The organism is Pseudomonas chlororaphis subsp. aurantiaca (assembly GCF_013466605.1).
GTDB lineage: Bacteria > Pseudomonadota > Gammaproteobacteria > Pseudomonadales > Pseudomonadaceae > Aquipseudomonas > Aquipseudomonas chlororaphis_I.
Window position 1 is genome coordinate 3,564,236 of record NZ_CP059162.1, and the last position, 20,857, is coordinate 3,585,092.

Below are 20,857 nucleotides of genomic sequence, written 5' to 3' on the forward strand. Positions count from 1 at the left end.
GCCTGGCTGGCGCACCTCGAGACGTTTTGCCCGAGGTGCGCGCCAGCACCGGTACGGCTACAGGATCGGCTTGCCGCCCGTCACCCCGTAACGGCAACCCGACAGGTAGCTGGCTTCATCCGAGGCCAGCAGCATATAGATCGGTGCCACTTCTACCGGTTGCCCCGGGCGACCCAGGGGCGTCTGCTCGCCGAAATGGCTGACGTGGTCCTCGGGCATGGTCGAGACGATCAACGGGGTCCAGATCGGCCCCGGCGCCACGCTGTTGACCCGGATGCCGCGCTTGCCCAGCAACTGCGCCAGGCCGGCGCTGAAGTTGGCGATCGCGCCCTTGGTGGTGGCGTACGCCAGCAGGGTGGGCCTGGGCATGTCGGAGTTGATCGAGCTGGTGTTGATGATCGAGCTGCCGGCCGCCATGTGCGCCAGGGCCGCCTTGCAGATGCGGAAGATGGCGGTGATGTTGATGTCGAAGGTCTTGCACCATTCGCTATCGGAAATGTCTTCGATTTCGTCGTGGGTCATCTGGTAGGCCGCGTTGTTCACCAGCACGTCGATACGCCCGAACTGCGCCACCGTGCGCTCGACCACGCTGTCGCACACCGACTTCTGCGCCAGGTCGCCAGGCAGCAGCAGGCACTGGCGGCCGGCCTGTTCGACCCAGCGCGCGGTCTCGCGGGCATCCTCGTGTTCGTCCAGGTAGGCGATGGCCACATCCGCGCCCTCGCGGGCAAAGGCGATGGCCACGGCGCGACCGATGCCGCTGTCGGCGCCGGTAATCAGGGCGACCTTGTTCGCCAGCCGGCCCGAGCCGACATAACTCTGTTCGCCGCAGTCCGGCTGCGGCCGCATCTTCGCCTGGCTGCCGGGAACCGGCTGGGCCTGAGGCGGGAAGGGTGGTTTGGGGTAAGGGTTCATCGCGGTGTCTCCTGTGGATGTCGGGTGTGGGCGGAGGCCGCGCAATGGCCGAGGCCTTTGCGCACTGTCCGGGCTTGCGCCAGACCAGGCATCTATTGGGAGAACAGCCAGTGCCGAAAAGTTGAAACGCAATGACGGCCAGCACGACGAGTGGTCGAAGCCGTCAATGGATGGCGCTGGGCATGGCCGGATAACCGCCCGCGGACCGGCAAAGAACGGGAGCCGGCGGGCTCCCTTTTTTGCTGCGTCGGATCAGTTGCGATCCAGCCACACCGTCTGCGCGTTGCAGAATTCGCGGACGCCGAAGTGCGACAGCTCGCGGCCGAAGCCGCTTTTCTTCACGCCGCCGAAGGTCACCCGTGGATCGCTGGCGCAATAGCCGTTGATGAACACGCCGCCGGTTTCCAGCTCGGCGGTCAGGCGCTCGGCCAGGGCCAGGTCCTGGGTATAAATGGTCGAGGCCAGGCCGAACTCGCTGTCGTTGGCCAGTTCCAGGGCGTGTTGCGCATCCCGGGCAGTAATGATCGAGGCCACCGGGCCGAACAGCTCCTGCTTGAACGAGGTCATCCGGTCGGTGACGCCAGCCAGCACCGTAGGCTGATAGAAGTTGCCCGGGCCCTCGGCCTTGGCGCCGCCCAGCAGCAGGGTCGCGCCTTCGCGCAAGGTGGCCTGCACTTGTTCGTCCAGCTCGTCGCGTAGGTCGAAGCGCGCCATCGGGCCGATGTAGGTGTCACTGGCCAGCGGATCGCCTACCCGCAGCTTGCGAGTGGCGGCGACGAACTTCTCGGTAAAGGCTTCGACCACCCCTTGTTCGACGACCAGGCGCTTGGCGGCGGCGCAGACCTGCCCGGTGTTCTGGTAGCGGCCGATGACCGCGGCCTGCACGGCGGCGTCCAGGTCGGCGTCGTTGAGCACGATAAAGGGGTCGGAACCGCCCAGCTCGAGCACGCATTTCTTCAGGGCCGCGCCGGCCTGGGCGCCGATGGCGATGCCGGCGCGCACGCTGCCGGTGAGGGTCACGGCGGCGATCCGTGGGTCGGCGATGGCCCGGGAGACGCCGTCCGGGGTGACGTTGATCACCTCGAACACCCCTTGCGGGAAACCGGCGCGCTGGAAGGCTTCCAGCAGCAGGTAGGCGCTGCCCATGACGTTCGGGGCGTGCTTGAGCACATAGGTGTTGCCGGCGATCAGCGCCGGCACCGCGCCGCGCAGCACCTGCCAGATCGGGAAGTTCCACGGCATCACCGCGAGGATCGGGCCCAGCGGCCGGTATTCGATGCGCGCCTTGCCGCTCGGCACCGGGGCCGGCTCGGGGGCGAGCATCGCCGGGCCTTCGGCGGCGTACCACTCGCAGAGCTGCGCGCACTTCTCGATCTCGCCGCGGGCCTGGGTCATCGGCTTGCCCATTTCCAGGGTGATGCTGCGGGCCAGGTTCTCGCCGTTGTCGCGCAGGGCCTTGGCCAGGGCGAGCAGCAGGGCCGAGCGCTGTTCCAGGCTGCTGCGGCGCCACTGGGCGGCGGCAGTGGCGGCGCGGGCGAGGGCGGCGTCCAGCACCTCGGCGGATTCATAGGGGTAATGAGCGATCTGCTCGCCCGTGGCGGGGTTGGTCGAAAGGGCGTGGGTCTGGCTGGAAACCGTGGTCATGGCAGCGTCCTGTGGGCTGAGGAGTGGCTGCAGGTTAGGCTGGTACAGGGTTTATGAAAACTGAATAATAAAGATCGTATCTTTCACGTTTGGAGAATGAGATGGACCTGGTGCAGCTGGAAATCTTCAAGGCGGTGGCCGAGCAAGGCAGCATCAGTGCGGCGGCGCAACTCATCCATCGGGTGCCTTCCAACCTGACCACACGGATCAAACAGTTGGAGCAGGACCTGGGCGTGGAGCTGTTTATCCGCGAGAAAAGCCGCCTGCGCCTGTCGCCGGCCGGCTGGAGTTTCCTCGACTACGCCCGGCGGATTCTCGACCTGGTGCAGGAAGCGCGGCTGACGGTGGCCGGGGAAGAACCGCAAGGGCCGTTTTCCCTCGGCTCCCTGGAGAGCACGGCGGCGGTGCGGATTCCGGCATTGCTGGCGGCCTACAACCAGAAGCACGTCAAGGTCGAGCTGGACCTGTCCACCGGCCCCTCCGGGACCATGATCGATGGCGTGTTGTCCGGGCGCCTGACGGCGGCCTTCGTCGATGGCCCGGTGCTGCACCCGAGCCTGGAAGGGGTGCCGGTATTCGACGAGGAAATGGTCATCATCGCGCCGCTGGGGCATGCGCCCATCACCCGCGGGCGCGACGTCAACGGCGAGAGCATCTACGCCTTTCGCGCCAACTGCTCGTACCGCCATCATTTCGAGCGCTGGTTCAGCGAGGATGCCGCGGTGCCCGGCAAGATCCATGAAATGGAGTCCTACCACGGCATGCTGGCCTGCGTCAGTGCCGGCGCCGGCCTGGCGCTGATGCCCCGTAGCATGCTCGAAAGCATGCCGGGCTGCGGCACGGTGAGCATCTGGCAGTTGGCGCAGCCGTTCCGTTTCCTGCAGACCTGGCTGATCTGGCGGCGCGGCACGGTCTCGCGCAGCCTGACCCACTTCGTGCGCTTGCTGGAGGAATGCGGGGCGGTGCCGGACGCCTAGGACGTCGGCACGGTCTGGTTGCGTCCCGCGCGCTTGGCCATGTACAGCGCCGAGTCGGCCTGCATCAACAGGCTCTTGAAGTCGGAGGAGGCGGGTACGCAGGTGTAGAGGCCGAGGCTGATGGTCACGACGCCGCCGGGGTTGTCGACGTGCTCGATCGCCAGTTCCTGTACCGCCAGGCGGATGCTCTCGGCCAGCACGTAGGCACCGCCAGGCTCGGTGTCCGGCAGCAGGATCGCGAACTCTTCGCCGCCGTAGCGCACCGCCAGGTCCGAGGGCCGGCACACGTGTTGGCTGATGGCCCGGCTGACGGCGCAGATGCAATGGTCGCCCGCCACATGGCCATAGCGGTCGTTGAAGCTCTTGAAGTGGTCGATATCGAGCATGATCAGGCTGATCGACGAGCGCTGCCGGGCAGCCCGCCGCCACTCCAGTTCCAGGTTGCGCTCCAGGTGGCGGCGGTTGGCCAGGCCGGTCAAGCCGTCCTGCAACACCAGGGTCTCCAGCACCGAGCGGGCTTTTTTCAAGTGCTTTTCCACCAACAGGCCCTTGCGCACCTGCTTGAACAGCAGGATGCCGATCAGCAGGTTGATCGCCAGCACCACGGCGATCATGGCGGTCAGCTTGTAGGTGTCGGCGCGCCAGCTGCTGAGAATGGACTCCTGGGAGTTGGCCGCCGCCACCACCAGCGGGTACTTGTACAGCACCCGGTAGCCGAACAGGCGGTCGACGCCGTCGATGATCGACTTGACCATCACCGTGTCGGCGGGGGCACGGGGTATATGCACGGAGAAGATTTCGCCCCGGGCCAGGGACGCACCGATCAGCTTCTCGTCGAACGGCCGCCTGGCGATGATCGTGCCCTGGGGCAGGGCGAGAAAGATCGCGCCCTTGTCGTCGATGTTGAAACGATCGAAGAAGGTGTCGAAGTAGTCCATCTTGATGGTCGCCAGCACCACGCCCTTGAAGTTGCCCTGGGTGTCGTTGACCCGGCGCGAGAACGGGATCACCCAGTCGCCCGTGGTCTTGCTGCGCACGGCCGCTCCGACCCTGGGGGACAGGGTTACATTCTCGCGGTGGAACTTGAAGTAGTCGCGGTCCGAGTTGTTCGCCTTTGGCGGCTTGTAGTCGAACGAGGTGAGCACCCAGTTGCCTTCCCGGTCATAGAAGAACAGGCCGTGCAACTGCTCGGTGGTGAACACGCGCTTTTTCATCAGCTTCTGGGTTTTTTCCAGGGCCTGGGGCGACAGGTCGTCGATGCGCTCGATCAGCTCTTCGAGGATCAGGTTGGCTTCATCGAAGGTATCGGTCGCCTGTTGTGCCATGGACAAGGCCAGGTTGCCGGAGATCAGCCGGGCTTGCGCCAGTTCATGGGCCTTGCTGTTGATGACCTGGATGCCATAGATGCTGAGAATCGAAACCGCGACCACCATCAGGAAGGCGATGGTGACCGTCAGTACGGGAAGTCGTTTCGACTCCAGGGCAACGTCCTCGGTGCTGCTGTCGGGGTTTGCGTCCACGATGTTCCTTGTCTTGCCTGGAGTGAAACAGGGCTGTCGTCAGGATCCTCGATGACAGCGGCCGTTCGGGTTGAAAAAAGTCGCCAGAATCCAGTCACGATAGCCCAGGACTCAAGGGGTCGCGGCCGGTGGTTCGCCCACCGCCTTGTCCTGGCTGTCGCTGATCAGCATCAGGTTCTGCGGCGACGACAGGGCGATGCCCACTTCGCGCAGGCGCCCGAGGATGGTGAACAGCAGGTCGCTGCGGGCGCCGGACACCGAGCGCGGGCTGCCGACGTAGCCGCTGACGCTGATGATCAGGCCGTTGCTGGTCAGGTCCTTGAACGACACCGAGGTCGCCGGCGCCTTGAGGATCGCCTCATGTTCGGCATAGGCCTGCAGCAACAGCTCGCGCACCTGCAGCACATCGGTTTCCAGGGGCAGGGTCAGGGTGATGCCGACCACGCCCAGGGCGTTGTCCATGGTCACGTTGCGCACGTTCTGCGAGATGAACTGCGAGTTCGGCACGATCACCGTGGAACGGTCGGACATCTGGATCTCGGTGGCGCGCACGTTGATCCGCCGGATATCGCCCTCGACACCCGCCAGGCTGACCCAGTCGCCGACCTTCACCGGCCGCTCGGTGAGCAGGATCAGCCCGGAAATGAAGTTCTGCACGATGGCCTGCAGGCCGAAACCGATACCCACCGACAGGGCGCTGACCACCCAGGTCAGGTTGGTCAGGTTGATCCGCAGGGTCGACATCACCACGATCGCCAGCAGGACAAAACCGATGTAGCCGACCAGGGTCACCAGCGAGGCGCGCATGCCGGCGTCCATGTTGGTTTCCGGCAGCAGCCGCTCGCTCAGCCAGCGCTTGAGCACCCGCACGGCGAACATGCCGCCGATCAGGAACGCCGCCGCCAGCAGCAGGTCCTGGGGCACGATGTTGAGGTTGCCCAGGGATTTGCCGCTGACATCCAGCTGGGTAAAGCCCTGAAGCAGTTCCCCCGGGCTCGACCCGGACGGCATGAAGGCCAGCAGCGCCGCGGTGAACAGCAGCAGGGTCCGGCCGATGCCGGCCAGCACGGTGGTGGCCTGGGCCTGGTGGCGCGGCGACAGGCCCAGGGCCGCCGCCAGCGCCAGGCCGCCGGGCTGCTTGGGCGACAACAGGGTTTCACAGAGGTCGCCAAAGCAGGCGATCAGCAGGTAGGCGCTGGTGGTCACCACGCTGATCCACAGCAGCTTGACGGTGAGGAAGTACGCCAGGCTCAGGTAGCCGCTGAGCAGCGACAGCAGGATCACCGCCACCCAGACCGCCACCACGAAGGGCAGCAGCCCGGCGATGCCGGCAGGGCGCTCCAGCTCGAAGCGCCGGCGGGTGCGGCGGTGGCGCAGCAGGGCGAAGAAAAAGATCAGCGCGGTAACCAGCGCCGTCAGGCCGTTGACCGCCACGGTCAGGGCCAGGCTGCTGGCGATCACGCTGTTGATCCGTTCCTCGCCGGCGGTGAGCAGCAGGGCCAGCGCCAGGATCAGCGGGAACGGCCCCAGGGCCGTGGCGATCTGGTCGGGAATCGGCGGCAGGCGCCAGGACGGGCGCGACAACATCAACATGGCGCGGCCGAGGCCGACGATAAAGGAGCAGAAGATCAGCAGGGTTAGCCACTGGCCGATCAGGTTGAGCACATCGGCGCTCAGCGTTGCGCTGTTGACCAGCCCCCAGCGCAGCAGCGAGGCGGCGGCGTTGATGGTGACGATGGTCGCCAGCCCCACCGTCAGCGCCAGGGCGCTGCGGCGCAGGCGGCCCTCGGGCAGCCAGCGGATCATCGACCAGATCGCCAGGCGTTCCAGCAGGCGCCGGCCGACCACCCAGATCAGCGCCGCCATGATCAGCGTGGTGATGAGCAGCCCGCGATTGCCGGGGGCCAGCGCCGTCTGGAACGCGGTCCAGACTTCGTCGGAAAGACGGTTCAGGCGCCCGAGGTCATCCTCGGTCGGGCGGATCAGCGTGGACCAGAAGGCCGGGCTGAGGGGGCTTGCCGAGCGGGTGCTGATCTGCGAATTGAACAGGCTGCGCCGCAGGTTGATGATCTGCGCGGCAAGGTCGCGGCCGGACTGGCTGAGCAGATTGGCCTGGCGTTCTTCGTCGAGCAGGGTGTCTTTCTGCGCGCTCAGCACCTGGCGCTGGCTGGTCAGGCTGGGCGCCTCGTCGGGCAGCGGCGGGCCCAGGACCTTGAGCTGGTCGTCCAGGCGCTCGATGTCGGTGGCGCGCAGGGCGATCAGGCTGTCGGCCTGCTTCTGCACTTGCAGCGCGGCCTGGCGCAGGTCCGACAGCAACTCGTCGTTACCGCTCGCCGACACGCTCTGGCGGATCAGTTCGAGCCGGTCGTTGAGCTGCTCGAGATCTGCGCCCTCGGCCAGCAGCGGCAGCTGGTTGCGGGCGACACTCTGCGGCCCGGGCGCCGGGGCCGCGAAGGCCGGCAGCGCAATACACAGCAACAGGGCCAACAGCCCCATCCCCCAGCGGTTCTGTCTCTCTCGCCGCATCTGTCATGTCCTCTTTTGCCGTTCACCAGCCCTGACGAGCATAGACCGCGCCATCCCGGCATAAATTCCCCGCTGGGGCGGCCTGCCGCCATGGCGATCAGGGTGGCGCAGCATGCCGGTTTACGCGGCGTTCGAGAACGGGGTGGCGGTGAAAAAACACACTGAGGGGAAGCTGCTTGCTCAGCGCCGGCTACCGCGATAAGCCCCTGGTGGCAGTCCGGCCCACTGCTTGAACGCGCGCTGGAAGGCGCTGGGTTCCGAGTAGCCCAGGCGTCAGGCAATGATTCGCAAGGAATCAGATTGGGTCAGTGACATCTCGGCTAGTGTGTCAATTCGGCATCGGCGCCAACACTCGGAGAACACCGAGATCGCTGACCACCTGATCCGGCTTACGCACAATCAGCGCAACCGGGGGCGGTCTGAGCTTCTTGTACCTGCGTAACATGAAAGGCCACCGTTGGAATCACAAGCATGTGTATCGGATCTATCGGGAACTGGAGCTGAACCTGCGGATCAAGCCGCGCAAACATATCGTGCGGGAAAAGCCCTATTGTCGATGCGACACTGATCCATGCGCCCAATTCGACCAGGAATCAGGACGGCAAACGCGACCCGCAGATGCACCAGACCAAGAAGGGGAACCCGTATTGCTTCGGCGCGAAAGCCCACATCGGTGCCGACGAAGACTTGGGCCTGGTGCATAGCGTGATGATGAACGCCGCCAATGTTGCGGACATCACTCAGGTCGACAAACTGCTGCTCGGCGAGGAAAACGAATGCCGCGTAGAGGGTGACGCTGTTTGCCCTATCGAATCTGTGGATGGCCCGCCGACATTTGCTGGCCAGCGCAGGAGAGGTGCGCCTGTGATGCGCAAAGTGGTCGCCGCGGGTGTTCGCGACGGCTGAAATCACCGAAATGAGCGAGTGATCCGATCCTTTTTGATCGGCTCGCCTCTTTCAAAATCGGCGATGGATGAAGTCAGCCCAAAATACATGGCTGCTTCAGACCACCCTTAGCGGCGGACTGATTAGGCGCAAAAAAGTACGCAAAACCTTCTTTTATATCCAATGCCTTTGCATTCGAGAGTGTTAATTCGGAAACGGAATTTGCGTCGCTTTCCCGGCAGGCTAGAGTCTCTACTCTAACCAGCACATTGATGTGCCTCTTGCACGGATTGCATGAGACTGGCGGCCTTCCCCTCGTCACAGGCAGTCCGCCTTGAAACAAGGAGTGTTATGAACAAGCCGATCAAGAATATCGTCATCGTGGGCGGCGGCACTGCGGGCTGGATGGCCGCCTCGTACCTCGTCCGGGCGCTCCAACAGCAGGCGAACATTACGCTCATCGAGTCTGCGGCGATCCCCCGGATCGGCGTGGGCGAGGCGACCATCCCGAGTTTGCAGAAGGTGTTCTTCGACTTCCTCGGGATACCGGAGCGGGAGTGGATGCCCCAGGTGAACGGCGCGTTCAAGGCCGCGATCAAGTTCGTGAATTGGAGAAAGTCTCCCGACCACTCGCGTGACGATCACTTCTACCATTTGTTCGGCAACGTGCCGAACTGCGACGGCGTGCCGCTTACCCACTACTGGCTGCGCAAGCGCGAACAGGGCTTCCGGCTGCCGATGGAGTACGCCTGCTACCCGCAGCCCGGGGCGCTCGACGGCAAGCTGGCACCGTGCCTGGCCGACGGCACCCGGCAGATGTCCCACGCGTGGCACTTCGACGCGCACCTGGTGGCCGACTTCTTGAAGCGCTGGGCCGTCGAGCGCGGGGTGAACCGCGTGGTCGACGAGGTCGTGGAGGTTCGCCTGAACGACCGCGGCTACATCTCCAGCCTGTTCACCAAGGAGGGGCGGACGCTGGAGGCGGACCTGTTCATCGACTGCTCCGGCATGCGGGGGCTCCTGATCAATCAGGCCCTGAAGGAGCCCTTCATCGACATGTCCGACTACCTGCTGTGCGACAGCGCGGTCGCCAGCGCCGTGCCCAACGACGACGCGCGCGAGGGGGTCGAGCCGTACACCTCCGCGATCGCCATGAACTCGGGGTGGACCTGGAAGATTCCGATGCTGGGTCGGTTCGGCAGCGGCTACGTCTTCTCGAGCAAGTTCACCTCGCGCGACCAGGCCACCGCCGACTTCCTCAACCTCTGGGGCCTCTCGGACAATCAGCCGCTCAACCAGATCAAGTTCCGGGTCGGGCGCAACAAGCGGGCGTGGGTCAACAACTGTGTCTCGATCGGGCTGTCGTCGTGCTTTCTGGAGCCCCTGGAATCGACGGGCATCTACTTCATCTACGCGGCGCTTTACCAGCTCGTGAAGCACTTCCCCGACACCTCGTTCGACCCGCGGTTGAGCGACGCATTCAACGCCGAGATCGTCCACATGTTCGACGACTGCCGGGATTTCGTTCAGGCGCACTATTTCACCGCGTCGCGCGAAGACACCCCGTTCTGGCTGGCGAACCGGCACGAGCTGCGGCTCTCGGACGCCATCAAAGAGAAGGTTCAGCGCTACAAGGCTGGGCTGCCGCTGACCACCACGTCGTTCGACGATTCCACGTACTACGAGACCTTCGACTACGAATTCAAGAACTTCTGGTTGAACGGCAACTACTACTGCATCTTTGCCGGCCTGGGCATGCTGCCCGACCGGTCGCTGCCGCTCTTGCAGCACCGACCGGAGTCGATCGAGAAGGCCGAGGCGATGTTCGCCAGCATCCAGCGCGAGGCCGAGCGTCTGCGCACGAGCCTGCCGACGAACTACGACTACCTGCGGTCGCTGCGTGAGGGCGACGCGGGGATGTCTCGCAGCCAACCCGGACCGACGCTCGCGGCGCGGGAAATCCTCTAGTGGAACGCACCTTGGACCGGGTGTCCGCATTCGCGGCCACGCACGCTGCCGTGGCGGCCTGCGATCCACTACAGGCGCGCTCGCTCGTTCTGCAACTGCCGGGCCTGAACCGTAACAAGGACGTGCCCGGCATCGTCGGCCTGCTGCGCGAGTTCCTCCCGGCGCGCGGCGTGCCTTCCGGCTGGGGCTTCGTCGAAGCCGCCGCCGCGATGCGCGACATCGGGTTCTTCCTGGGGTCGCTCAAGCGGCACGGACATGAGCCCGCGGACGTGGTGCCCGGGCTTGAGCCGGTGCTGCTCGACTTGGCACGCGCGACCGACCTGCCGCCGCGCGAGACGCTCCTGCATGTGACGGTCTGGAACCCCGCGGCGGCCGACGCGCAGCGGAGTTACACCGGGCTGCCCGACGAAGCGCACCTGCTCGAGAGCGTGCGCATCTCGATGGCGACCCTCGAGGCGGCCATCGCGGTGACCGTCGAACTGTCCGAGGTGCCCCTGCGGTCGCCCGCGTTCGCGCCAGGGTGCGACGAGCTGGCAGCCTATCTGCAGAAAATGGTCGAATCGATCGTCTACGCGTACCGCTTCATCTCGCCGCAGGTCTTCTACGATGAGCTCCGCCCCTTCTACGAACCGATTCGAGTCGGGGGCCAGAGCTACCTCGGCCCCGGTGCCGTAGAAATGCCCCTCTTCGTGCTGGAGCACGTCCTGTGGGGCTCGCAATCGGACGACCAGGTTTATCGAGAATTCAAGGAGACGTACCTGCCCTATGTGCTTCCCGCGTACAGGGCGGTCTACGCTCGGTTCGCCGGGCGGCCGGCGCTCATCGACCGCGTGCTCAGCGAAGCGCGGGTCGGTGCGCGGGGCGAGCCCGTCCGGGCTGGGCTGGCAGCCCTCGAGCGGGTCTTCAAGGTCTTGCTGCGCTTCCGGGCGCCTCACCTCAAATTGGCGGAGCGGGCGTACGAAGTCGGTCGAAGCGGCCCCACAACCGGCAGCGGGGGGTACGCGCCCAGCATGCTCGGCGATCTACTCACGCTCACGTTTGCCGCGCGGTCCCGCATCCGCGCCGTGCTCGACGAATCCTGACGCGCACGGCCCAGGTGTTATCTCACAAGGAGAGTTTGCCCCCATGACTCAGAAGAGCCCCGCGAACGGGCGTGATAGCAACCATTTCGACGTGATCATCCTCGGCTCGGGCATGTCCGGCACCCAGATGGGGGCCATCCTGGCCAAACAACAGTTTCGCGTGCTGATCATCGAGGAGTCGTCGCATCCGCGGTTCACGATCGGCGAATCGTCGATCCCCGAGACGTCTCTCATGAACCGCATCATCGCCGATCGCTACGGCATTCCGGAGCTCGACCACATCACGTCGTTCTACTCGACGCAGCGTTACGTCGCCTCGAGCACGGGCATCAAGCGCAACTTCGGCTTCGTGTTCCACAAGCCCGGCCAGGAGCACGACCCGAAGGAGTTCACGCAGTGCGTCATTCCCGAGCTGCCGTGGGGGCCGGAGAGCCATTATTACCGGCAAGACGTCGACGCCTACCTGTTGCAAGCCGCCATCAAATACGGCTGCACGGTCCGCCAGAAGACGAGCGTGACCGAATACCACGCCGATAAAGACGGCGTCGCGGTGACCACCGCCCAGGGCGAACGGTTCACCGGCCGGTACATGATCGACTGCGGAGGACCGCGCGCGCCGCTCGCGACCCAGTTCAAGCTCCGCGAGGAACCGTGTCGCTTCAAGACGCACTCGCGCAGCCTCTACACGCACATGCTCGGGGTCAAGCCGTTCGACGACATCTTCAAGGTCAAGGGGCAGCGCTGGCGCTGGCACGAAGGGACCTTGCACCACATGTTCACGGGCGGCTGGCTCTGGGTGATTCCGTTCAACAACCATCCGCGGTCGACCAACAACCTGGTGAGCGTCGGCCTGCAGCTCGACCCGCGTGTCTACCCGAAAACGGACATCCCTGCGCAGCAGGAATTCGACGAGTTCCTCGCGCGGTTCCCGAGCATCGCGGCGCAGTTCCGGGACGCCGTGCCGGTGCGCGACTGGGTCAAGACCGACCGCCTGCAGTTCTCGTCGAACGCCTGCGTCGGCGACCGCTACTGCCTGATGCTGCACGCGAACGGGTTCATCGACCCGCTCTTCTCCCGGGGGCTCGAGAACACCGCGGTGACCATCCACGCGCTCGCGGCGCGCCTCATCAAGGCGCTACGCGACGACGACTTCTCCCCCGAGCGCTTCGAGTACATCGAGCGCCTGCAGCAAAAGCTTTTGGACCACAACGACGACTTCGTCAGCTGCTGCTACACGGCATTCTCGGACTTCCGCCTATGGGACGCGTTCCACAGGCTGTGGGCGGTCGGCACAATCCTCGGGCAGTTCCGGCTCGTGCAAGCCCACGCGAGGTTCCGCGCGTCGCGCGACGAGGGCGACCTCGATCACCTCGACAACGACCCCCCGTACCTGGGGTACCTGTGCGCGGACATGGAGGAGTACTACCAGTTGTTCAACGACGCCAAGGCCGAGGTCGAGGCCGTGAGCGCCGGGCACAAGCCGGCCGAGGAGGCTGCGGCGCGGATTCACGCCCTCATCGACGAACGAGACTTCGCCAAGCCGATGTTCGGCTTCGGGTACTGCATCACCGGGGCCAAGCCGCAGCTCAACAACTCGAAGTACAGCCTGCTGCCGGCGATGAAGCTGATGTACTGGACGCAAACCCGCGCGCCGGCAGAGGTGAAAAAGTACTTCGACTACAACCCGATGTTCGCGCTGCTCAAGGCGTACATCACGACCCGCATCGGCTTGGCGATGAAGAAGTAGTCGGCCGACGACGACAGAAAAACGATGAACGACATTCAATTGGATCAAGCGAGCATCAAGAAGCGTCCCCCGGGGGCGTACGACGCGACTACGCGCCTGGCCGCGAGCTGGTACGTCGCGATGCGCTCGGACGCCCTCAAGGACAAGCCGACGGAGTTGACGCTCTTCGGCCGTCCCTGCGTGGCGTGGCGCGGAGCGACGGGGCGGGCTGTGGTGATGGACCGCCACTGCTCGCACCTGGGCGCGAACCTGGCTGACGGGCGGGTCAAGGACGGGTGCATCCAGTGCCCGTTTCACCACTGGCGGTACGATGAGCAGGGCCAGTGCGTTCACATCCCCGGCCACAACCAGGCGGTGCTCCGGCTGGAGCCCGTGCCGCGCGGGGCGCGCCAGCCGACGTTGGTCACCGTCGAGCGATACGGCTACGTGTGGGTCTGGTACGGCTCCCCGCAGCCGCTGCACCCGCTGCCTGAAATCGCCGCGGCCGACGTCGACAACGGCGACTTCATGCACCTGCACTTCGCGTTCGAGACGACAACGGCGGTCTTGCGGATCGTCGAGAACTTCTACGACGCGCAGCACGCGACCCCCGTGCACGCGCTCCCGATCTCGGCCTTCGAGCTCAAGTTCTTCGACGATTGGCGCCGGTGGCCGGAGGTTGAGTCGCTGGCCCGGGCGGGTGCGTGGTTCGGTGCCGGGATCGACTTCACCGTGAACCGGTACTTCGGCCCCCTCGGCATGCTGTCGCGCGCGCTCGGCCTGAACATGTCGCAGATGAACCTGCACTTCGATGGCTACCCCGGCGGGTGCGTCATGACCGTTGCCCTGGACGGAAACGTCAAATACAAGCTGCTCCAGTGTGTGACGCCGGTGAGCGACGGCAAGAACGTCATGCACATGCTCATCTCGATCAAGAAGGTGGGCGGCGCCCTGCGCCGCGCGACCGACTTCGTGCTGTTCGGGCTGCAGACCAGGCAGGCAGCGGGGTACGACGTCAAAATCTGGAACGGGATGAAGCCGGACGGCGGCGGCGCGTACAGCAAGTACGACAAGCTCGTGCTCAAGTACCGTGCGTTCTACCGGGGCTGGGTCGACCGCGTCGCGAGTGAGCAGTGATGCGTGAAGCCGAGCCGGCCTCGGCCACGTCGCTCCGCCAGGCGCTCGCGAACCTGGCGAGCGGCGTCAGGGGCATCACGGCGTACGGCGCGGCGGGCCCGCTTGGGCTCGCGGCCACCCGCTTCGTGTCGGCGAGGTATTCATGACTATCTGGCTGTTGCAACTCGTGCTGGTGATCGCGCTCTGCAACGTCTGCGGCCGCATTGCCGAACGGCTCGGCCAGTGCGCGGTCGTCGGCGAGATCGCGGCCGGCCTGCTGTTGGGGCCTTCGCTGTTCGGCGTGATCGCACCGGGTTTCTACGACCTGTTGTTCGGCCCAGGTGTGCTGTCAGCGATGGCGCAAGTCAGCGAAGTCGGCCTGATACTGCTGATGTTTCAGGTCGGTCTGCATATGGAGTTGGGCGAGACGCTGCGCGGCAAGCGCTGGCGCATGCCCGTCGCGATCGCAGCGGGCGGGCTCGTCGCACCGGCCGCGATCGGCATGATCGTCGCCATCGTCTCGAAAGACACGCTCGCCAGCGACGCGCCGGCGCTGCCCTATGTACTCTTCTGCGGTGTCGCACTTGCGGTATCAGCGGTGCCGGTGATGGCGCGCATGATCGACGACCTGGAGCTCAGCACCATGGTGGGCGCACGGCACGCAATGTCTGCCGCGATTCTGACGGATGCGCTCGGATGGATGTTGCTTGCAACGATTGCCTCGCTATCGAGCGGGCCTGGCTGGGCATTTGCGCGCATGCTCCTCAGCCTGCTCGCATATCTGGTGCTGTGCGCGCTCCTGGTGCGCTTCGTGGTTCGACCGATGCTTGCGCGGCTCGCATCGACTGCGCATGCGGCGCGCGACCGCTTGGTCGTGTTGTTCTGCTTCGTAATAGCGTCGGCACTCGCGACGTCGCTGATCGGATTCCATAGCGCATTTGGCGCACTTGCGGCGGCGCTGTTCGTGCGGCGCGTGCCCGGCGTCGCAAAGGAGTGGCGCGACAACGTCGAAGGTTTCGTCAAGCTTGTGCTGATGCCGGTGTTTTTCGCGTATGCGGGGCTGCATGCGTCGGTCGGCACGATCGACGACGCGGCATCATGGATGTGGTTCGGTGTATTCCTCGCGGGCGGATTCACCGGCAAGTTCGGCGGCAGCTATCTGGGCGCGCGTGCCACCGGGCTTGCGCCACACGATGCGATGCTGGTGAGCTCGTTGATGAATACGCGCGGCTTGATGGAGCTGATCGTCCTGTCAATCGGTCTGCAGATGCAGATCCTTCCGCCAGGGGTCTACACGATCCTCGTGGTGTTCGCGCTGGTGACGACGGCGCTGACCGCACCGCTGGTTCGATTCGCGCTGCGTGTGCAATCGCGCGCAATGAGCCAACAGGCCGCCTGAGCCAGCTTGAGGGAGAGATCACCATGAATGCCGCCACCGAAACCAAGGCTCACGATTTGCTCGATGCCGAGGGCTGCGATGTCCGCGAACTGCGCAACTTGCTGGGGCAATTCGCTACCGGTGTGACCGTGATCACCACGCGTATCGCTGACGGCCGCAACGTCGGTGTGACCGTCAACTCGTTCTCCTCACTGTCGCTGTCGCCGGCGCTGGTGCTCTGGAGCCTGGCACGCAGGGCACCGAGCCTGAAAGATTTTTGCTCGGCGAGCCACTTCGCCATCAACGTGCTGGGCGCGCACCAGCACCACTTGTCGGAGCAGTTCGCACGGGCAGCAGCTGACAAGTTCGCTGGTGTAGCTCATTCCTATGGCAAGGCGGGAGCCCCGGTGCTGGACGATGTGGTGGCGGTGCTGGTGTGCCGCAACGTCACCCAGTACGAGGGCGGTGACCACCTGATCTTCATTGGCGAGATCGAACAATACCGATATAGCGGCGCAGAACCGCTGGTCTTCCATGCAGGCCAGTACCGGGTTGCCGCCGCGCATCCGGCACTGGCGAACTGACACTGCCGGTCGTTTGCCGCAGGTTGACCAGCTTTCTGGACGGTGGCTTGCCTGCAGGGCCTGGCTGGTACCAGCAGGAGTATTTCCAGAACTACAGCGCTGATCGTCTGCGCGACAAAATGGCAAGGACATCGGCTTGCCCAAGCAGAATCTCGACTACCAGGTGGCTGTGACCCAGCTCAGCTATCTGTCGGCAATTCGTCTAGGGATGCTCCGATCAACTTGCCGCAAGGTGGTAGCAAGTCGAACGGCGCAGTACTGCGAACCCCGGGCGCGCCAGCAGGAGAACTTCATCCTGTCGACCCCGCGCCAGGTCGCTCGGCAGTGCAGCGAACATATCCAGCGCATGCTGGAGTACTCGATCCACGCGCCGTTCATGGGCATGGTCAATGGCATGCACCCCAAGCGCATGCTCGAAGAACCGCAGGGGCGCCGAGCACAGGCCAGGCGGGCGGCGAGGGGAAGGGGGGCGCACTTTAGGGCGGGCGCGGCGCCGCCTCCACGATCAGTGGATCACGCCGCTGCTGACGGGCTCAGTTGCCGTCCGCGACTTTCCTTTCTATCTCGGCGATTTTCCTGGCGATGTCCTCGGCCTCCTGCTCGTTGCCTTTCGCAGGGTCTGGCGTGGCGGCGTCATCGAGGTCTTTGCGCTGTTCCTCCTCGTCGCGAGAGTCCGGCGGCTCGGGGCGTTCTTCGGGGGCGGCCGCGGAGGTCGAGGTGGCGGCTTTCGGATGGTGCAAGTCATGGTTCATGCTGGGGCCCTCGCTGGGGTTCTTGATTGCCAAGGGGCAGGCCTATACCCCGAAAGGAAAGGTGTCTTCTTCATGACTGAGGCCGGCTACCACCGGCAACGGCGTGAGGGCGCTCGTTGTTTCGAGCCAGACCAGCGCATCGAACTGCTCGCCCAGGTCCGCTTGGAAATAGTGACTGTGGCGCTCCGTCGCGGGCCGGTAGATGACCCCGATCGCCCGTTCCAGCAGCGGCTCGGACAGCGCCTGGCGCAGGTCTTCGCGCTCGGGCGCGCGCCAGTCGGTCAGCGAAGCGGGGATGCCCGCCTGGAGAAACTGCTGTTCCCAACTGTCGGCGAGGGAAGGCCGCACATCCTTGATCCCCATCTCGCCGTCCCAGTCATCGGCGGCCACGACTTGGCCGCGGTCGGTGCTCATGCCGATCAGCACGGCGCCGTTGCCATAGGCGGTGCGGCACAACTGGCCGATGTTGAACTCGCCGCGCCAGCCCATGTCGGTGGCCGCCGCGTTGCCGATGTGCGAGTTATGCGCCCAGACCACAGCCTTGGCGTCGTCGCCGCGGTGGGCGAGCAAGGCCTGCAAGGTGTCGAACATGTGCTTGTCTCGCAGGTTCCAGGAGGCGGTCGAGCTTCTGAACATGGCTCGGTAGTACTGCTCGGCGGAACGTATGACCCGCGCATTCTGCGTGGCACTGAACAGCGCTTCAGGGTTCGCGGCAAGGCGTTCGCCCAACAAGGTGTTCAACTGCTGCACCACCGCTTCTTCGCAGGAAGCCTCATGGCCGCGCTCGACGGAATGTCCATACAGGGTCGGGTCGTACTGCCAGGGCGTCAGGCAGCCATAACGCCGGCGCGCTTCACGCGCCAGCTGCGGGTCGGTGCTATCAAGGTAGGCCAGTACTTCGCCGATGGAATTGCGCAAGCTATAGACATCGAGCCCGCGAAACTCGATGCGCTGGTCCGCAGGCAGGGTCCGGTTGTAGCGGTGCAGCCAACGGGTGAAGTCGCACACCTCGACATTGCGCCACATCCAGCTCGGAAAACGGCTGAATGCCTGTTGCCTTGCGGTCGACGGGCCCAGGTCGCGCACGCGCCGGTCGATTTGCCCGGCGTCGGGCCAGTCGGCCTCGATAGCGACGATCGTGAAGCCGTGGTGGGTGATCAGGCGCTGGGTGATGGCGGCGCGGGTTCGATAGAACTCCCGGGTGCCGTGGCTGGCTTCACCGATCAACACCACCCTGGCGTCCGCATAACGGTCGAACAGCTCGCCGAAAGCCGCGGACTCGAGTGGGGGCAAGGGTTCGGCGTGACGCCGCAGCAGGGCCTGGAGCGTATTGGCTGGTTCCTTGCCACACCCGGAAATATCCTGCCGTCTGCGTGGGTTCATGGCGCCGCCTCCTTCCAGGTAGAGGATGGGAATTGCCAGGGTCGATACAGAGCAGACGTCGCCGCAGGCAGGGTGTTCCCGCCCGGGGACCGAAGGTCGGCCGCTCAACGCCTGGCGGCCACGACGGCATGCATGACCAGGTTGGCGCAGGCTTATCCAGGCCATAAGAGGTTTGAACGCGGATTTTTCCGGTCTGTACCGCGCAGAGGACGAATGCGCGGGAAAACCCGGGGCCGACGGCTGCCAGCCCATCGGGTAAATACCGGCCGTGGCCGTTCGGCCACAGCCGTCTGGAGGCCAGGATATCAATGGGCCTGGGCCACGCCCTGCAGCACGGTGCTGTTGGCATCGCGATCGTGGGCCTTGGCGATATTGCCCAGGGACACCACGCCCACCAGGCGTTTCTGCCGGTTGACCACCGGCAGGCGCCGCAGTTGGATATCGGCCATGTTGCGGGCCACTTCGTCGACCTCCTGGTCGTCGAAGCAATAGCGGATATCGCTGCTCATCACGCTGCTGATCGGCATATCGCAGCTTTGGCCCTTGGCCACGGCACGAATGACGATGTCGCGGTCGGTGATCATACCGACCAGCCGGTCCTCGTTGTTCACCAGGATGGCGCCGCTGTCGATGCTGGCCATCATGTTGGCGACTTCCCGCAGCGTTTGCTCGGGGCGTGCGGTCTGCACGTCACGGGTCATGACTTCAGAGATCTTCATCAGGGTTCTCCTCGAACGGCCGGGCCGTGGTGGCCCGGCATGAGAGGCAAGGGCCGGAGCCCTTGCACGGTGGGGCTCAACGATCAGCTACGCCCTCCGCGGGCGCCGCTGGGTTGGCCGCCTTTCTTGTTGGCGTCCGACGTTTTCTGCCGGACGTTGGCAACGTTGCCGCCCGATGCCTGGCCACCTTTCCTGCCGGCTTCGGATGCTTTTTGACGATCGTTCGCAAAATTCCCGGGGTTGGAATGTCCGGTGTTGGCCATGATTCGCTACCTCTTGGTCGATTGAATTTCGCTCGCAATTGCAGCAAGCACTAATTGGGAGTGCCGGGATTTTTCAAAAGTTGAAATTTGTTCGGCGGCGTACGACGAGTGGTTAGCCGCTGGTGGAGGGGGCTTCGAGGGTGCTTGCTGTCCGTCTTCGGCAAACTTTTCTGAACGCCGCCGCCAGCCCCGAGTCAGTTTGTTTATGGAGCGCTGCCTGTCCGCGGCGCCGACTTGCCCCCTGGAGCCACGCCATGAACCTGACCCGAGTGTTATCGCTGCTGTGCTGCTTGCTGGTGCTGCAAGGCTGTTTTGAAAACACCGAGGATAAAGACAAGGACAACTCGAAATCCTCGGTGCAGATGACCCAGCCGGATGCCGACAAGAAGTGATCCGGCGCGGGTGCTGGGGCCTGGCTTGGGTGGTCGTCGTCGGGCCAGCCCTGTAGCGGAGCGCCGAGCTGAACATTGGCGCCCGGTCGCGGCTCGAAAATCTATCGGCCATCAACAGAGGAGAACGGTCATGATCAGCGAACGCAAGGCCTCGGTACTGGAGGCCTGGAAGATCCTGCTGGAGGACCGCGGCTACCGTGCGGACTCGCCCGACGCCTGGCATCAGGCGCTGCTGGACGCGGCGGAAAACATGCTGCGCAGCGGCGTGATCGACCAGGCCGGCTGGCTAGAGCTCAAGGACCAGGCCAACGCCGCCTATGGGCGGGCCATCGAGGAAGCCGTGGCGCAAAGGGTCGCCGATTCGAAGGCGTGAGCCGGCAAACCCCGCGCTCAGGCGGGGTTTGCGGGTGCTTCACTTGGTTTTGGACTGCAGGTGCCTGGCCATGTCCAGGTGGTCCTGCAGCTTGGGCAGGGTCTCCTCGGCGAAGGCTTTCAGCTCCGGCTTGTCCGAAGACGCCACTTCTTTCTTGAACAACTCCACGGCCTTCTCATGGGCCACTACCTGGTTGTCGGCATAGGCCTTGTCGAAGGATTCGTCGCGCATCTCCAGGATCATTTGCTTGGCCTTGGCCGTCAGCGAGGCTTCGTCCGGGACCTGGATATCGAGTTTTTTCGCCAGCACCAGCAATTCCTGGTTGGCTTTGCTGTGATCGCTGATCATCTGCGTGGCAAATGCCTTGACGTCCGCGAAGGTGCTCTTTTCCAGGGCCAGCTTGCTGCTTTCGATTTCGTTGATCCCGGCTTGCGCGGCCTCTTCGACAAAGTCGCTGGAGCTCGCCGCCATTGCACCTGAAAGGCTTCCTGCGCTCAGCAGGAACAACAGGCCCATTCGTTTCATCAGCAGGTTGTTCATGTTCTTTCTCCGTTCGTAGCGACAGGTGTCGCCTGACGGTTGATAGGGGCGCTGTGGCAAAGGTTTAAATTATTTCCAGGTTTTTCGACCGCCCGCAGGCTGCCTGGCCCGCTT

18 protein-coding genes and 4 pseudogenes are annotated in these 20,857 nt (G+C 64.6%); 12 read left to right on the plus strand and 10 right to left on the minus strand.

Annotated elements, in window-relative coordinates:
• Window positions 1-57: 57 nt before the first annotated feature.
• Together H0I86_RS16245 and H0I86_RS16250 are read right to left on the minus strand one after the other, a co-directional pair.
• Window positions 58-915: an SDR family oxidoreductase gene (locus H0I86_RS16245; RefSeq protein WP_180921271.1), complete on the minus strand. Its 858-nt coding sequence runs from the start codon at window positions 913-915 to the stop codon at window positions 58-60.
• Between the two features lie 252 nt (window positions 916-1,167).
• Window positions 1,168-2,559, minus strand: a complete 1,392-nt coding sequence (locus tag H0I86_RS16250; protein WP_180921272.1) for an aldehyde dehydrogenase family protein — start codon at window positions 2,557-2,559, stop codon at window positions 1,168-1,170.
• 101 nt (window positions 2,560-2,660) lie between these two features.
• On the opposite strand from H0I86_RS16250, the gene ptrR reads away from it, so the two are divergent.
• Entirely contained in the window at window positions 2,661-3,536 is an 876-nt protein-coding gene (gene ptrR, locus H0I86_RS16255) for a putrescine utilization regulator PtrR (RefSeq protein ID WP_180921273.1), read from the plus strand.
• Here ptrR and H0I86_RS16260 read toward each other — a convergent pair.
• The 3 genes and pseudogenes from H0I86_RS16260 to H0I86_RS32195 all read right to left on the minus strand — a co-directional run.
• The gene (locus H0I86_RS16260; RefSeq protein ID WP_180921274.1) at window positions 3,533-5,056 is read right to left on the minus strand and encodes a sensor domain-containing diguanylate cyclase; all 1,524 of its coding nucleotides are present in this window, start codon (window positions 5,054-5,056) and stop codon (window positions 3,533-3,535) included. The two genes, ptrR and H0I86_RS16260, sit on opposite strands and share 4 nt — an antisense overlap.
• 111 nt (window positions 5,057-5,167) lie before the next feature.
• The gene (locus H0I86_RS16265; protein WP_180921275.1) at window positions 5,168-7,582 is read right to left on the minus strand and encodes a DUF3772 domain-containing protein; all 2,415 of its coding nucleotides are present in this window, start codon (window positions 7,580-7,582) and stop codon (window positions 5,168-5,170) included.
• A gap of 180 nt (window positions 7,583-7,762) precedes the next feature.
• Window positions 7,763-7,855: pseudogene (locus H0I86_RS32195) on the minus strand (hypothetical protein); the annotation flags it as partial.
• An 82-nt stretch (window positions 7,856-7,937) separates the two neighbouring features.
• Between H0I86_RS32195 and H0I86_RS16270 the strand changes: the two are divergent.
• The 9 genes and pseudogenes from H0I86_RS16270 to H0I86_RS32200 all read left to right on the plus strand — a co-directional run.
• Window positions 7,938-8,130: pseudogene (locus tag H0I86_RS16270) on the plus strand (IS3 family transposase); the annotation flags it as partial.
• Window positions 8,129-8,356 (plus strand): annotated as a pseudogene (locus tag H0I86_RS16275) (transposase); the annotation flags it as partial. The pseudogenes H0I86_RS16270 and H0I86_RS16275, both read left to right, overlap by 2 nt.
• 462 nt (window positions 8,357-8,818) lie before the next feature.
• The gene (gene prnA, locus H0I86_RS16280; protein ID WP_180921276.1) at window positions 8,819-10,435 is read left to right on the plus strand and encodes a tryptophan 7-halogenase PrnA; all 1,617 of its coding nucleotides are present in this window, start codon (window positions 8,819-8,821) and stop codon (window positions 10,433-10,435) included.
• Entirely contained in the window at window positions 10,435-11,517 is a 1,083-nt protein-coding gene (prnB, locus tag H0I86_RS16285; RefSeq protein ID WP_180921277.1) for a monodechloroaminopyrrolnitrin synthase PrnB, read from the plus strand. Before prnA ends, prnB begins: the two co-directional genes overlap by 1 nt.
• A gap of 43 nt (window positions 11,518-11,560) precedes the next feature.
• Window positions 11,561-13,264, plus strand: coding sequence for a monodechloroaminopyrrolnitrin halogenase PrnC (gene prnC / locus H0I86_RS16290; protein ID WP_180921278.1), 1,704 nt, complete (start codon window positions 11,561-11,563; stop codon window positions 13,262-13,264).
• A 24-nt stretch (window positions 13,265-13,288) separates the two neighbouring features.
• Window positions 13,289-14,380, plus strand: a complete 1,092-nt coding sequence (gene prnD, locus H0I86_RS16295) for an aminopyrrolnitrin oxygenase PrnD (protein ID WP_038633271.1) — start codon at window positions 13,289-13,291, stop codon at window positions 14,378-14,380.
• A 142-nt stretch (window positions 14,381-14,522) separates the two neighbouring features.
• Entirely contained in the window at window positions 14,523-15,758 is a 1,236-nt protein-coding gene (locus H0I86_RS16300) for a cation:proton antiporter (protein ID WP_180921279.1), read from the plus strand.
• Between the two features lie 23 nt (window positions 15,759-15,781).
• Window positions 15,782-16,321, plus strand: coding sequence for a flavin reductase family protein (locus tag H0I86_RS16305; protein WP_180921280.1), 540 nt, complete (start codon window positions 15,782-15,784; stop codon window positions 16,319-16,321).
• Window positions 16,318-16,529: pseudogene (locus H0I86_RS32200) on the plus strand (phenol degradation protein meta); the annotation flags it as partial. The gene H0I86_RS16305 and the pseudogene H0I86_RS32200, both read left to right, overlap by 4 nt.
• A 325-nt stretch (window positions 16,530-16,854) precedes the next feature.
• Here the strand turns inward: H0I86_RS32200 and H0I86_RS16310 are convergent.
• The 4 genes from H0I86_RS16310 to H0I86_RS16325 all read right to left on the minus strand — a co-directional run bounded on the left by H0I86_RS16310 (window position 16,855) and on the right by H0I86_RS16325 (window position 19,438).
• Window positions 16,855-17,073 (minus strand): hypothetical protein, encoded by a 219-nt coding sequence (locus H0I86_RS16310; RefSeq protein WP_180921281.1) that lies wholly within the window; start codon window positions 17,071-17,073, stop codon window positions 16,855-16,857.
• 42 nt (window positions 17,074-17,115) lie between these two features.
• Window positions 17,116-18,456, minus strand: coding sequence for an erythromycin esterase family protein (locus H0I86_RS16315; protein ID WP_180921282.1), 1,341 nt, complete (start codon window positions 18,454-18,456; stop codon window positions 17,116-17,118).
• Window positions 18,457-18,761: 305 nt separating this feature from the next.
• Window positions 18,762-19,175, minus strand: coding sequence for a CBS domain-containing protein (locus H0I86_RS16320; RefSeq protein ID WP_180921283.1), 414 nt, complete (start codon window positions 19,173-19,175; stop codon window positions 18,762-18,764).
• A gap of 83 nt (window positions 19,176-19,258) precedes the next feature.
• A complete protein-coding gene (locus tag H0I86_RS16325; protein ID WP_180921284.1) occupies window positions 19,259-19,438 on the minus strand; it encodes a con-10 family general stress protein in 180 nt (59 codons plus the stop codon).
• 254 nt (window positions 19,439-19,692) lie between these two features.
• Here H0I86_RS16325 and H0I86_RS16330 point away from each other — a divergent pair, with 254 nt between their 5' ends.
• On the plus strand, window positions 19,693-19,830 hold the full coding sequence (locus H0I86_RS16330) for a hypothetical protein (RefSeq protein WP_009043940.1): 138 nt from the start codon (window positions 19,693-19,695) through the stop codon (window positions 19,828-19,830).
• A 130-nt stretch (window positions 19,831-19,960) separates the two neighbouring features.
• Entirely contained in the window at window positions 19,961-20,203 is a 243-nt protein-coding gene (locus tag H0I86_RS16335) for a hypothetical protein (RefSeq protein WP_180921285.1), read from the plus strand.
• A gap of 39 nt (window positions 20,204-20,242) precedes the next feature.
• On the opposite strand, the gene H0I86_RS16340 is transcribed toward H0I86_RS16335, so the two are convergent.
• Complete coding sequence (locus H0I86_RS16340; protein ID WP_180921286.1) at window positions 20,243-20,743, minus strand: DUF4142 domain-containing protein; 501 nt, start codon at window positions 20,741-20,743, stop codon at window positions 20,243-20,245.
• Between the last annotated feature and the right edge of the window lie 114 nt (window positions 20,744-20,857).

Excerpts from the sequence above, each read along its gene's own strand:
- H0I86_RS16245 (WP_180921271.1), bottom strand. The coding sequence starts at position 915 with ATGAACCCTTACCCCAAACCACCCTTCCCGCCTCAGGCCCAGCCGGTT.
- H0I86_RS16305 (WP_180921280.1), top strand. The coding sequence starts at position 15,782 with ATGAATGCCGCCACCGAAACCAAGGCTCACGATTTGCTCGATGCCGAG.
- H0I86_RS16265 (WP_180921275.1), bottom strand. The coding sequence starts at position 7,582 with ATGCGGCGAGAGAGACAGAACCGCTGGGGGATGGGGCTGTTGGCCCTG.
- prnA (WP_180921276.1), top strand. The coding sequence starts at position 8,819 with ATGAACAAGCCGATCAAGAATATCGTCATCGTGGGCGGCGGCACTGCG.
- prnD (WP_038633271.1), top strand. The coding sequence starts at position 13,289 with ATGAACGACATTCAATTGGATCAAGCGAGCATCAAGAAGCGTCCCCCG.
- H0I86_RS16330 (WP_009043940.1), top strand. The coding sequence starts at position 19,693 with ATGAACCTGACCCGAGTGTTATCGCTGCTGTGCTGCTTGCTGGTGCTG.
- H0I86_RS16250 (WP_180921272.1), bottom strand. The coding sequence starts at position 2,559 with ATGACCACGGTTTCCAGCCAGACCCACGCCCTTTCGACCAACCCCGCC.
- H0I86_RS16300 (WP_180921279.1), top strand. The coding sequence starts at position 14,523 with ATGACTATCTGGCTGTTGCAACTCGTGCTGGTGATCGCGCTCTGCAAC.
- H0I86_RS16340 (WP_180921286.1), bottom strand. The coding sequence starts at position 20,743 with ATGAACAACCTGCTGATGAAACGAATGGGCCTGTTGTTCCTGCTGAGC.
- ptrR (WP_180921273.1), top strand. The coding sequence starts at position 2,661 with ATGGACCTGGTGCAGCTGGAAATCTTCAAGGCGGTGGCCGAGCAAGGC.
- prnC (WP_180921278.1), top strand. The coding sequence starts at position 11,561 with ATGACTCAGAAGAGCCCCGCGAACGGGCGTGATAGCAACCATTTCGAC.
- H0I86_RS16315 (WP_180921282.1), bottom strand. The coding sequence starts at position 18,456 with ATGAACCCACGCAGACGGCAGGATATTTCCGGGTGTGGCAAGGAACCA.
- H0I86_RS16325 (WP_180921284.1), bottom strand. The coding sequence starts at position 19,438 with ATGGCCAACACCGGACATTCCAACCCCGGGAATTTTGCGAACGATCGT.
- H0I86_RS16320 (WP_180921283.1), bottom strand. The coding sequence starts at position 19,175 with ATGAAGATCTCTGAAGTCATGACCCGTGACGTGCAGACCGCACGCCCC.
- H0I86_RS16335 (WP_180921285.1), top strand. The coding sequence starts at position 19,961 with ATGATCAGCGAACGCAAGGCCTCGGTACTGGAGGCCTGGAAGATCCTG.
- H0I86_RS16310 (WP_180921281.1), bottom strand. The coding sequence starts at position 17,073 with ATGAACCATGACTTGCACCATCCGAAAGCCGCCACCTCGACCTCCGCG.